General features: G+C 44.2%; 10 protein-coding genes. 7 read left to right on the forward strand and 3 right to left on the reverse strand.

What is annotated here, in order from left to right; genetic code table 11:
- Positions 1-6: 6 nt before the first annotated feature.
- Both A3860_RS36580 and A3860_RS36585 read left to right on the forward strand, forming a co-directional pair.
- Positions 7-2,559, forward strand: coding sequence for a TonB-dependent receptor (locus tag A3860_RS36580; protein WP_158085476.1), 2,553 nt, complete (start codon positions 7-9; stop codon positions 2,557-2,559).
- 19 nt (positions 2,560-2,578) lie between these two features.
- Positions 2,579-3,562 (forward strand): DUF4249 domain-containing protein, encoded by a 984-nt coding sequence (locus A3860_RS36585; protein ID WP_158085477.1) that lies wholly within the window; start codon positions 2,579-2,581, stop codon positions 3,560-3,562.
- 4 nt (positions 3,563-3,566) lie between these two features.
- Here A3860_RS36585 and A3860_RS36590 read toward each other — a convergent pair whose 3' ends face one another.
- Positions 3,567-4,214: a phosphatase PAP2 family protein gene (locus A3860_RS36590; protein ID WP_081155558.1), complete on the reverse strand. Its 648-nt coding sequence runs from the start codon at positions 4,212-4,214 to the stop codon at positions 3,567-3,569.
- A 105-nt stretch (positions 4,215-4,319) separates the two neighbouring features.
- On the opposite strand from A3860_RS36590, the gene A3860_RS36595 reads away from it, so the two are divergent.
- From A3860_RS36595 to A3860_RS36615, 5 genes are all read left to right on the forward strand, one after another.
- Positions 4,320-5,624, forward strand: coding sequence for a hypothetical protein (locus tag A3860_RS36595; protein WP_081155559.1), 1,305 nt, complete (start codon positions 4,320-4,322; stop codon positions 5,622-5,624).
- Between the two features lie 162 nt (positions 5,625-5,786).
- Positions 5,787-8,231, forward strand: a complete 2,445-nt coding sequence (locus A3860_RS36600) for an ABC transporter permease (protein ID WP_081155560.1) — start codon at positions 5,787-5,789, stop codon at positions 8,229-8,231.
- Positions 8,232-8,357: 126 nt separating this feature from the next.
- Complete coding sequence (locus A3860_RS36605; RefSeq protein ID WP_081155561.1) at positions 8,358-8,588, forward strand: hypothetical protein; 231 nt, start codon at positions 8,358-8,360, stop codon at positions 8,586-8,588.
- 105 nt (positions 8,589-8,693) lie between these two features.
- Positions 8,694-9,737 (forward strand): 23S rRNA pseudouridine(2604) synthase RluF, encoded by a 1,044-nt coding sequence (gene rluF / locus A3860_RS36610; protein WP_081155562.1) that lies wholly within the window; start codon positions 8,694-8,696, stop codon positions 9,735-9,737.
- Positions 9,738-9,825: 88 nt separating this feature from the next.
- Positions 9,826-10,608 carry a phosphatase PAP2 family protein gene (locus A3860_RS36615; RefSeq protein ID WP_143774445.1) on the forward strand — a complete coding sequence of 261 codons (783 nt, stop codon included), beginning with the start codon at positions 9,826-9,828 and terminating at the stop codon, positions 10,606-10,608.
- A gap of 39 nt (positions 10,609-10,647) precedes the next feature.
- Here A3860_RS36615 and A3860_RS36620 read toward each other — a convergent pair whose 3' ends face one another.
- On the reverse strand, positions 10,648-11,919 hold the full coding sequence (locus A3860_RS36620) for an outer membrane beta-barrel family protein (RefSeq protein WP_081155564.1): 1,272 nt from the start codon (positions 11,917-11,919) through the stop codon (positions 10,648-10,650).
- Between the two features lie 2 nt (positions 11,920-11,921).
- The gene (locus A3860_RS36625) at positions 11,922-12,626 is read right to left on the reverse strand and encodes a carboxypeptidase-like regulatory domain-containing protein (protein ID WP_081155565.1); all 705 of its coding nucleotides are present in this window, start codon (positions 12,624-12,626) and stop codon (positions 11,922-11,924) included.
- Between the last annotated feature and the right edge of the window lie 15 nt (positions 12,627-12,641).

Raw genomic sequence — 12,641 nt, forward strand, 5'->3', positions numbered from 1 at the left:
CAGGATATGAGTAAGATAACAATCAGCCTTGAATTGCATAATGCTACCCTGGAGGAGGCTTTTCTCAAAATAGAACAGGCAACTCCTTTTAAATTCAATTACAGATCCGGAGACATAAAGGGTATTCGTAATTTAAACTATTCGCAGCGGCAGGTTTCCGTAAAAAAGATCCTGGACGATCTGTTATCCCGCACTTCATTGCGGTACGAACAGATGCAGTATTATATAATAATCAAAAAAAACAATAAACAGGCCGCACAGCAGGTAACGGTATTTGGGTTTGCAAAATCAGCCCATTCCGGCGAAACATTACAGGGTGCTTCCGTACAGGTATCGGGCAGTAATACCTGGTCAACGATCACCAATGCCTATGGTTTTTATTCGGTAACCCTTCCGGCCGGATCGTACCGGTTAAGTTGTTCCTATGTTGGTTACCGCGATTTTGATCAGGTAATTGATTGCAGCCAAACTTTTCAAAACAATATTGAGCTGGGTGTTAAAGAAGATAATAACCTGCAACCAATTACGGTGTATACCGCTGCAAAAAAAAGTAATATAAGAAAAGCCATTACCGGCAATCATCATTTAACCATCACCGAGATCAAAAAAATGGCCATGATCGGCGGGGAACCGGATGTGCTGAAAAGCCTGCAGTTCTTACCCGGCATACAAACTTCGCATGAAGGCACCACCAATTTATCGGTGAGGGGTGGATCGTATGATCAAAACCTCATCCTGCTCGATGAAGCCCCGGTATATAATCCCACGCATGTGCTTGGTTTCTTTTCAGCCTTTAATACAGACGCACTGAAAGATGTGTCCATTTATAAGGGCGTATTTCCAGCCCAGTTTGGCGGCCGCTTATCTTCAGTGATCGACATCAGGATGAAAGAAGGCAATAACCGGCAGCATATAGTTACCGGTGGTATAGGCGTGCTGGCAAGCCGGTTAACCTGGGAGGGGCCAATCAAAAAAGATAAGTCTTCGTTTATGCTTTCGGGCAGGTACAGCAATATAGGCGTATTGTTGAACAGGAAGTTTGTTGCAAAACGGTTTAAGATCAATTCAAACAATAACAGGATGGCCTATTATGACCTGAATGCAAAATTCAATACCACTATAGGCAAAAAAGACAGGCTGTATTTGTCGGCTTACACGGGGCACGACAATTTTTTCATGGACCTGATCGACAAATCTGACGGTATGAAATGGGGAAATACGACCGTTTCGGGCAGGTGGAACCATGTTTTCAATCCGGGTTTGTTTGCCAACACCTCGTTGCTGTACAGTAATTATAATTACTCCTATTATTCAACAGACGTTACTAAAGATTTTAACTGGAAAGCCAGGCTGCAGGAAATAACGGCCAAAACAGACTTTGACTGGATGATCAATACCAGTAACCAGGTAAAGTTTGGGGCTGGTATCACCTGGCAGAATGTATTGCCTGGCAAAATAGTTCCCACCGGCGACAGCACTACCGCAAAAGCCATATCGCTGAAAGACCGCAGCTCGGCACAGTTGTTTGCCTATATCAGCAATGATCAGAAAATAGGCAACCGGATCAATCTTTCTTACGGAATGCGGGCAACCGGTTTTGCGGCTTTGGGCGATGCTATGGTGTATCGTTATAATGCAGATACATCGGCTGTTATTGACAGCACCTGGTACCCCAAAGGAAAGATCATTTCGTCGTACATTGGCCTTGAACCAAGAATTACGGCAGCCGTATTAATATCCAATACCGGTTCCCTGAAATTATCCTATGGCCGCAATTATCAGTACCAGCACCTGTTAACCAATTCTTCGGTAGGGTTACCAACCGATATCTGGTTGCCCTCTGATACTTATTTCAAACCACAATATACCGACCAGTTTGCAGCAGGTGTATACAAGACCCTGCAGAATGAAACCTGGGAAGCCAGCATGGAATTATATTACCGGCAGTCGTATAATATCATTGATTTCAGGGATAATGCAGAAGTGTTCATGAATAATAAAATTGAAACACAGATATTGACCGGAAAAGCAAAGGGGTATGGCGCAGAATGGCTGATAAAAAAGAACAAAGGGGCATCAACCGGGTGGATAAGCTATACCTGGTCGAAGGCATTGCGTAATATTAAAGGGATCAATAACAATGAGTGGTACCCGCCCACCTACGATCACCGGCACAATATCTCCGTGGTATTCCTTCACAAAATAAATCAAAGATTAAGTATCTCCGGTAACTGGATCTACCGCAGCGGCGGGCGCACTACCATGCCCAAAGGGTCTTACATTTATAACGGGGTGAGGTATGTTTTTTACGGAAAAAGGAACGGGTATGTAATGCCAGCCAGTCACCGGCTCGATGTAAGCCTTATATGGCAAAATAAAATAAAACCGCAAAGACGGTGGCAGGGCGAATGGGTCTTTAGCATTTATAATGTGTACAACAGGCAAAACGTGTTTGCCCTGTATGTTAGCCAGGACCGGTTCTATACCGGCCTTTCAACAGCCAGTCAGGTTTCCCTCGTTGGCTTTTTGCCATCAATCACTTACAACTTTAAATTCTAAATTTTTAATAATAGTTCTTATGCTTACAAGATCTTTTTTGTTGTTCATTCTTTTATTAATGGTGGCAGGATGCACTAAAGAAACTGAAATCAAACTCGATAAAACGGAACCATTGATCGTTATTGACGCAAGAATAAGCGATCTGCAAGGCCCTTACTATGTTCGGGTAACAAGATCAACCAATGAAATAGCCAGCGTTCCCCATTGGTGGAAATCGTCTGACGATACAGCATTGGCAGTAAAAGGGGCCCAGGTGATTATATGGGATGATATGGGCGTATCAGACACCCTGAAACCAAGTGTTTATAGAAACCCACCGCGATTTAATTATTTTATGCTCAATGGCAAGCTTGATTCTTTTAAGCAGGATTACCAGAATGAATTTTTAACCAATGACCTTGGGTATTATGAAACAACAAAAATGCAGGGTATTGCGGGGCATACTTATCACCTGAAGGTAGTGGTTGACAATAAAGAATACCAGGCTTCGGCCTATATGCCTTTTGTACCGGCGCTCGATTCCGCTGTATTAAAAGGCCCTATCGCTTCCGCTTCATGGGATAAATATACCCTGCCCTTTGTATATTTTAAGGAACCCCAACAGGAAACAAATTATTACCTGTTACAACATAACAATATTGGCGACTATCCCCATGATAACCCATACGGAAGCCGTGTGTTATCTACCCGTACGCCATTCTATGTTATAGACGATAAAACATTGCCGCCGTATGTAAATGGCCAGGTGGTGTGGGAAACCGAATCAACCCATAATCCATTTGGGTATCATCAAAATTATATTATGCCTGGCGAGGCAGTACAGGTACGACTGTCTTCTTTAACCAAAGAGGCATATGACTATTACAGGGTATTAACCAGTCAATTCGAGGACGATGGCAATGTGTATAAACCAATGCCCGCCTCGGCAAAGGGAAATTTCAGCAATAATGCATTGGGATTATTTTACGCCACCAGCGTTTCGTATAAACTGATATTACCCTGAGCAATTAATCTGTCAACTTTATAAATACAGCCGCGATCGCCAGCCAGCACAAGGCAACACAGGCGCCTGCAACTACATCGGATAAATAATGTACATGCAGGTATACCCTGCTCATGCCTATGACACAGGCATACAGGAACAGGAAAATAGTTGCAGTCAGTTTTGTGATAAAAGGCCATTTTATTTTCCAGGTTATCCAGGCCAGTATGCCGCAAAGCGTAAAAGTGCCCAGGGTATGCCCGCTGGGAAAACTATAGCTGATCACATAATCGAAATGAGGCGGTAATGGCCGCGGCCGGTGAAAGATTTTTTTTAACAGCCAGCTCCATAAAAAAGGGGCACTGGCAACTACAACCAACTGTATAGCCTGGCGTTTAAAATTATTACGGAGTAAATAATAAAAGATCAATAAATAAACAGCGATCAGAAACGCGTCTGATCCACCACGTGTAACCACTAACGCGATTGTAGTATGTGCCGGTGTGATCCATGGCCGTAAAAATTGAAAAGCAAGGGTGTCGAACCAATCCTTTTTTTCAATAACCACCTCCTGTGCCAGCCATACAAACAGCCAGCCACTTATTAATGCTAATGCTGCCAGCACGAAAACGTGCCGGTAAAGTAGCTTTTTGTGTGCCTGGTCGATTGCCATATGAGAGTCAATGTACAAACTTATCTGAAATAATTACCGATAATGTTATTCAGTATAAACCACGTTTTTCACTTCTTAAATAAACTTTTTTTAAACATTAATTTTATGAAATCGAGTGTGTCTTTATTTTGTTTGGGTTTAACAATTTTAACAAGCGCCTGTCATAAAAAGGATAACAATGACGGCTATACCTATGGTGTAAACTGGCAACAAATGCTGGGTGGAACCAATTGGGATGGCGCAAATGATGCGAAAAAAACAGCCGACGGCGGGCTTATTGTTACCGGCTATTCAAAAAGTGCCGACGGTGATCTAACCGGCAATAAGGGCGCAGAAGATATCTTAGTGGCGAAGCTCGACGCCTCGGGCAACAGGCAATGGGTTAAAAATTTTGGCGGCTCGGCTGCTGATAACGGTAACGCTGTTGTAACCACCCCCGATGGCGGTTATCTTATAGCAGGAACCACGCAAAGTTCAGATGGCGATATCCCTTCGAACCAGGGAAACTCCGATTTCGTGATCCTGAAACTCGATGCTTCGGGAAATAAATCGTGGGTTAAAACCTATGGCAGCTCAAAGCTGGAAGAAACCACTTCTATTATCTCAACGCTTGATGGGGGGTATTTGCTGTTGGGAAGTACTACCAGTACAGATGGAATTGCAACCGGCAATCATGGCGGCAGTGATATCATGCTCATTAAGCTCAACGAATCGGGCGATAAGCAGTGGGTAAAACTGTTGGGCGGCTCATTAAACGAATTGCCTGGTCAAATATTAGCAACTGCCGATGGCGGATATATGCTTTGCGGGTCAAGTGAAAGCAAAGATGGCGACATCAGCAATAATAAGGGTGGTTTTGATTATCTGTTAATGAAACTGGATGCTTCTGCCAACAAGGTATGGGATAAAACTTACGGCGGCTCAGGTTCTGACTATGCCCGTGGTTTAACAGTTCCTTACAACAACGAATACGTGCTCACCGGAAATACGAACAGCACAAATGGCGACGTTGGTTACTACCATGGTGGCGCTTCAGATATCTGGGTTGTTTATGCAGGCGCATCAGGAACAAAACTGTGGGAGAGAACTTTTGGGGGACCACAGGAAGATTTCTCCTCCTGCATTACCCCTGGCACTGATGGCAGGTTCATTGTTGGGGGCTTCTCAAACAGCAAGGAAGGCGAAACCGATAACAACAAAGGTGGCTATGATCTGTTATTCCTCAACTTAACTATTAACGGCACCCTGGCGCCCAGCTCATTTGGCGGCTCCCTGAGCGATCAATCGGCTGCCATTATTCCAGTTGGCAACCGCACGTATGTGGTGGCCGGCCATTCAGGCAGTACAGATGGTGATTTTAGCGGCAATCATGGAAATGAAGACGCATTTTTAATGAAACTGGGCTTGTAAATGGTAAGCACACGGGAACGGTCAGTTGTATCAAAAACAAACGTTGCCATGTATCGGAAACGAACAGCCTTATAGTTTGAAGATCTGTAATTAATTGGCGGTCAAAACAGTAATTACCTGGCATATTTTTTCTATGCCAATACCTGTTGCTATCCAATTATTATGATCCTTTATTATCTTAAAACGGCAGTCAGAAGTTTGGTCCGTAACAGGATCTACACAATGATCAACATGGCCGGTATGGCTGTTGGTATTGCCGTTTGTATGATGATCTTTATCATTATACAATTTCAGACAGGCTTCGACACTTTTCATGCAAAGAAAGATCGCGTTTACCGGGTGCTCACCGAATATCATCATGCTGATGCAACGAATATTTCTTATGGGAAAGACGTTCCCTTTCCCATACCCGAAGGGTTGAAAACCGCTTTTCCCCAAATTGAACAGGTAGCACCGGTTTTTGCAAGCCAACAAGATCAGTTGCTGATACCTGACAATAATGGGAACACGGAAAAAATATTTAAAGAACAAAGGGGCGTATTTTTTACAGCCCCTTCGTTCTTTAACCTGTTTGATTTTCCCCTGCTCGCAGGCTCGTATGCCTCCTTAAAAGATCCAAACAATGTATTGCTTACAAAAGAGATCGCCCAAAAATATTTTGGCGACTGGAGAACGGCCATGGGTAAAACCATTAAACTACAGGCCGGCGGCTATACCTTCGAACACGGCACCGAGGTATTAAAAGTTTCCGGTATTTTGGCAACCATCCCGGCCAATACAGACTTTCAGCTAAAACTGGTGGTGGCTTATGGAACAGGTTTTACCGGAAGTTTAATGGCACAATCCCAGGATTGGGATGAAACGACAACCGACTTTGGTTGCTATATTTTATTACCGCCCACTGTTTCTGTCAACAATTTCAATCAGCAATTAAGCGCATTCGCGCGAAAGTTGGGGTCAGCCGGCAATAAGAATAGTTATATTATACAACCCATATCTGCTGTGCATTATGACGCACAAACCGGCAATTACAGCAACAAAACAATCAGTCGCGACCTCATTAATGTACTATGGCTGATCGCTGCTTTCATCCTGTTAATTGCCTGCGTTAACTTTATCAACCTCTCCACTGCACAGGCCGTTACCCGGGCAAAAGAGGTGGGCGTAAGAAAAGTGTTGGGAAGCAATAAAACGCAATTGCAGGTCCGGTTCCTCGTTGAAACATTTCTGATAGTCACAGGCGCCGTACTGCTTGCAACCGTCATTACAGGTATTGCATTGCCTGCAGTAAATCAATTGCTGGAATTGTCGCTCTCCTTCAGCATCCTGAACAACCCTGCCATTATTTTATTTCTTTTGGCTGTAACCATTGTTGTAACCGCATTCGCCGGTTTTTATCCTTCCATTGTTTTATCACGTTTCAACCCTGTTAATGCTTTAAAAAGCAAACTCACCGTAAATACCACAAAAGGACTTTCGTTAAGAAGAGGACTGGTAGTGTTTCAATTCATCGTTGCACAGGCGCTCATTATTGGAACATTGATCATTGTAAAGCAAATGGATTATTTCATGAATCAGCCGTTGGGCTTCGATAAAAACGCCATTATAACTGTGCCTTTCCGTACAGACAGTCTTCGCATCAGCAGGCTCGATTATTTAAGGAAACAGTTGCTGTTGGTAAACGGCGTGCAGGCAGTAAGCTACAGTTCAAACACCCCGGTCGAAGACATCAATGATATGTGGAGCCCGTTCAAATTTGATCATGCCCTAAAAGAAACAGATTTTAAAGCTATCCTCAAATTTGCCGACCCCGAATATGTGCCGGCCTTTAAGTTACCGCTGATAGCCGGAAGGAATTTGCAGCCTTCCCCATTTACAAAAGAATTCCTGGTGAATGAATCGCTCGCAAAAAGTTTAGGATTTAAAAACCCGTCAGCTATCCTGAACAAAGAAATAAGCATCTGGGGCGATCGGATAAAATGTCCGGTGGTGGGTGTACTGAAAGATTTTAATAACCGGTCGTTTCGCCATGAGCTGGCGCCATTGCTTATTACCACCAACAATACCATGTACAGCGAGGCCGCCATAAAACTGGGCACAACCAACATTTCTTCTACCCTGCAGGCTGTTAAAGAAATATGGGCGCAAACATTTCCCGATTTTGTTTATGAATACCGGTTCCTTGATGATAAAATTGACAGTTTTTATAAACAGGAAGAACAGCTGGCGCAATTGTACAAGATCTTTGCAGCAATCGCGATCTTCCTCAGTTGTCTTGGTTTGTATGGCCTAGCCTCCTTCATGGCAGCGCAGCGCACAAAAGAAGTTGGTATTCGTAAAGTGCTGGGCGCTACTACAGGCAATATCGTTTATTTGTTTTCAAAAGAATTCGTCCTGCTCATTGCCATTGCCTTTGCAATTGCCACCCCCATTGCCTGGTATTACATGCACCAATGGCTGCAGGATTATGTTTATCGCACCCACATCGGCTGGTGGTTATTTGCCGCAGGCGGACTGGTTGCCATTATTATTGCATTGGCTACGATCAGTTTCCAGGCAATAAAAGCAGCCCTGGCCAACCCAATAAAGTCATTGCGAACAGAATAGCCCCCTACAACAAATAAGAAGATAGTTGTTGTAGCTTTTATCACTTAACTGGGTAAAAGGCCTGGGAAAACTGTCATGAACACAAAACTTACCTACTTTTGGCGGCCAAATTAAACCGCACCCCTTATGAAACGGCTGGTTCTCGTCCTGGTGTATTGCTGTGCTGCGTTTATCACCATGGCACAAACCACTGCCGATTTCTCCATCAACAAGAAAGAAGGCTGTATTCCCCTCGGTGGCGTAAACTTTACCGACATATCGACTGGCGGCACCGTAGTGCGCCGCGACTGGAACCTGGGCACCTGTAATGAAGGCAAAACCGTAGTGGTAAAAGGAACAGTAATGCTGATCCGCTAATAAGAGAGGCCTGGAGAGATATTTTGCCGGAAGTCGCTTTTTTGTTTTCAATTCCCGACTTTTGTACCCGGAAAGCATATGCCAACCGCTCTAAAAAAAACATCTTTGGACAATTCGATCAGTTTAAACAAGTTTATCAGTGATACGGGTTATTGTTCACGCCGGGAAGCAGACAACCTCATCACCGCAGGCCGGGTATTATTGAACAACAGGCCGGCAGTTTTGGGCAACCGTTACAAGCCCGGCGATACTGTTGAAGTGGATGGCAGCCTCGTCACCGCCGCAAAAAAAGAAAAACGCGTATACCTGGCTCTTAATAAACCGGCAGGCATCACTACTACTACCGAATTACACATCAAGGACAATATTATTAGTTTCGTAAACTATCCCAAAAGGATCTTTCCCATTGGCCGCCTCGACAAAGACTCTGAAGGCCTGATCCTTCTTACCAATGATGGCGACATTATTAACAAGATCCTTAGAGCCGATAACCAGCACGAAAAGGAATACATAGTAAGAGTTAACAAGCCCATTGATCATGCATTCGTACAACAAATGTCGCAGGGAGTGCCCATTCTCGACACCCGCACCCTGCCCTGTAAAGTACAGATGATGGGCCGCCAAACCTTCCGTATTACGCTTACACAAGGCCTCAACCGGCAGATCAGGCGGATGTGCGAATACCTTGGCTATGCGGTAACAGGTTTGCAACGCGTACGCATCATGAACATCCGGCTCGACAAACTGGCCCTGGGAAAATGGCGTTACCTCAGCGATGCAGAATTATCGATGTTGATGGAAAATATAGCCGGCTCAACCAAGGTCAACAATGCAGGTAAGCCGCCCGCAAATAAAAGTAAAGGCGCGGGCCGTACATTTACTCCGCCCAAACCCGGCCATTCCACCAAAGACCGGGAGCAGGCTGGTAAGGCTAAAGCCACAAAACCCGCAACCAAAGAAGGCAGATCCCAAACAGGCGCAAAATCCTGGAAAAAGGAAGATCCTTCGAAAAGAGCTGCAAAGGGCCGTAAGGACCAACACGGCCGTCCGGAAAAGAATACGGGTAAAGAAAGCCCTGATAGTAAAAAAGGAAAACGGTCGGGCACAGAAAATTCCTTTAAAAACTATAGAAAGAAAGGACGCCGCTGATTGTATACGCCGGAACTATAACGGTAGCCAAAGGTTCCGCATATTCAAAAAATCCACAGATTTGTATTGGAAGTTTGCCGCAATTAACATGAAAGCTCCCAGCCTGATTTGTTTATTTCTACTGGTATATTCCATTGCATTTGCGCAAAGCCCGCAAATAGCCAGCCCGGCTATCGATTCTATTCCTCCCAATCATTCCCGGGAAATGATCACTAAACCCGATGTTACCTGGCGCTCAATTATCATTCCGGGAACAATGATCGCGTATGGCGTAGTGGCCTTAAACTGCGACTGGTTCCAGGACTGGAACGAATCGCTTAAAGACGAGGTATGGACCCAAAACCCTCATAACCTGGTTCATATAGACAACTATTTGCAATGGGCCCCGGCTGCCAGTACTTTTGCCCTTGGCTTTGCCGGAATAAAAGGCCGGCATAATTTCACCGACCGGGCCCTGCTGTTTGGAATGGCCGAATTGATCCAAAGCTCAGTAGTGGCTTCCATTAAAAAGATCAGCGGGGAAACAAGACCTAATGGTGAAAGTAACCAGTCGTTCCCATCGGGGCATACCTCCAACGCATTCACCGGGGCCGAGTTTATGCGGCTGGAATACAAAAATGTTTCGCCCTGGTACGGTGTTTACGGGTATGTTGTAGCCGCTTCCACCGGTTTTCTGAGAATGTACAACAATAAACACTGGCTGAGCGATGTTCTGGCGGGCGCCGGTACAGGGATCTTATCCGTTGACTTCACCTACTATATTTATCCTAAGATCAAACGGCTGTTCTCTTCAAAACATACCCTGCATGCTATTGTAATTCCTACTTACAATAATGGAGCAATGGGCCTTACGCTGATAAGAAATTTCTGAAACTGGCTGGGGCATACCCTGGCCTCAACGGCGGGTATATTATACAATCCGGTTCTTGACATTTTCAAATTCAGTGTCCCTGTCCCTTTTTTTCTTTACGGTTGATTTTCCAAAATTATAGTTAAGAATAAATGCCACACTGCGGGTATCGTTATAATAATGTTGTTTTATTAACAGGTCGCCTGCTTCCACCCTGTATACGTCTTTATTGCTTTTGAACAGGTCTGTTACCGAAAGGGTAAAACTGAATGCTCCGGCTGATTTTTTTATCCTCAATTCCGTATCGAACCGGTCACCTACCCGGGTATTCACAACGGTAAAGGGCAGGGTATTATTGGCTATCAGATTACAGCTTAACCGTTGCTTTTTTGAAAGCGTAAATGTTTGATTGGTTGAAATGCTTAAGTAAAGCGACCGGTTATCGATGGAAATATTACTATTATAAGCCCCTTTAGACACAACATAACCCGTTGAGACAGTAGCAGCCAATTGCCACCATTTTTTCAGTTGGCTATTGTATAAAGCCGCTACCGAATAGCTGTATTTGTTCCCATAATTTGTTTTTTTATTTACCACAACGCCTGTAGAATCTTTAAAAGCCAGCGGGTATATCTCGTTGATGGTTTGGCTTGCTGCCAGTTGAAAAATGCAATTACCGTTGCCGGCATTCAGTGAATGACTGAACTCTTCCCGGTAATAGGTAGAAGGTGATAAAAAGGGATTGCCTTCAAAATAAGCTTTATTGGTAGTATAGGTCCTGAAAGGGTTAACATCCCAATAACCCGGCCTTGTTATGCGGCTCGATACCGCCAGGGTATATGTTCTGTTCCCGGAAGTTGAATATTTCAGATAACCGGTTGGGAAAACATTGACATAGTTGCGGTTTACCACCTTTTCACCTTCAAGGTATCCTTTGGCAATGGTGTTTTCAAGGCGGGCTCCCAACTGGTACGACCATGCCCCATTTATTCTTTGGTTCAGTTGTATATAGGAAGCATTTACATTTTCATCGTAGGAAAATAAATTACTGCGCGAAATGTCTTTTGCCCAGGAATTATTCCCCATATAGTTTTCAAAAACAAGATTGTTGTCAATTTGCGAAAAAGAAGCCCTGATACCGAAATCAAGATAGATGCTGGCGCTGAAGGGCCAGTGCAGATCGGCTTTGAACGATTGATTTTTTACATGTTGTGGCGCCGAGCTTCTAAAATAATCGCTTACGTACAACGGGTCATAGGAGGCAGCATCCAATGCGCTTGTTTTGCTGAGCGAAGTATTTTCAGAAGTATAGTTCAGTGCGTCGAAATCGATATTTAACTTTTTTCCGTGCGCATCAGCCCATCTTCTTTTTTCTTTTTAGTGACGATATTCAGAATACCCCCGCCGCCTTCGGCATCGTATTTACTGGAGGGTGTAGTGATTACCTCAATGGCTTCCAGATTATCTGCAGGCATACTGCTTAAATATGATCTTAACGCAGCACTGGAAAGCACCTTCTTTTTATTATTGATATATATCACGGCGCCCGAAGTTCCACTGATCTGTATGGTACCGTCAGATGAAATGGTCACCAGCGGCGTTTTTTCAATAACATCCCAAATATTATTTCCTGCAACCAGGTCTGTGCCCGTCACATTGAACCGTAACCTGTCTATTTCCATTTGAATCAGTGGTTTCTTACCGGTAACCTCAACCTGTTGTAACATTTTTTCATTAACCAGTTGCAGGTTGATGACCGTGTCGGCCAACAGGTGTATCGGTATTACGGAGTCTCTGTAAGAACGGTGACTGATCAGCAAATAATAATTTCCCTTTTTAATGTTTTGAAACCGGTAATGCCCTGTGCTGTCGCTCATTGTGGAACCAATGAGGGAATTACCATTCCGCATGCATACTACAACATATGGAAAAGATTGCCTGTTTTCGTTAGCTATATTACCGGCGATGGTTAGCTGTGCCGTCGTAAACTGGCACAGCATCGACAGGAATAGTGTTACAAAAGCCGCCAGCTTCTTCATATAGAAAAAGGTTTG

It is taken from the genome of Niastella vici (genome assembly GCF_002077945.1).
In the GTDB taxonomy this organism is placed as follows: Bacteria; Bacteroidota; Bacteroidia; order Chitinophagales; family Chitinophagaceae; genus Niastella; species Niastella vici.

Bases quoted from the DNA above. Each gene is read 5' to 3' on its own strand.
- A3860_RS36605 (WP_081155561.1), top strand. From the start codon at position 8,358: ATGAAACGGCTGGTTCTCGTCCTGGTGTATTGCTGTGCTGCGTTTATC.
- A3860_RS36590 (WP_081155558.1), bottom strand. From the start codon at position 4,214: ATGGCAATCGACCAGGCACACAAAAAGCTACTTTACCGGCACGTTTTC.
- A3860_RS36595 (WP_081155559.1), top strand. From the start codon at position 4,320: ATGAAATCGAGTGTGTCTTTATTTTGTTTGGGTTTAACAATTTTAACA.
- A3860_RS36580 (WP_158085476.1), top strand. From the start codon at position 7: ATGAGTAAGATAACAATCAGCCTTGAATTGCATAATGCTACCCTGGAG.
- A3860_RS36615 (WP_143774445.1), top strand. From the start codon at position 9,826: ATGAAAGCTCCCAGCCTGATTTGTTTATTTCTACTGGTATATTCCATT.
- A3860_RS36625 (WP_081155565.1), bottom strand. From the start codon at position 12,626: ATGAAGAAGCTGGCGGCTTTTGTAACACTATTCCTGTCGATGCTGTGC.
- A3860_RS36600 (WP_081155560.1), top strand. From the start codon at position 5,787: ATGATCCTTTATTATCTTAAAACGGCAGTCAGAAGTTTGGTCCGTAAC.
- A3860_RS36585 (WP_158085477.1), top strand. From the start codon at position 2,579: ATGCTTACAAGATCTTTTTTGTTGTTCATTCTTTTATTAATGGTGGCA.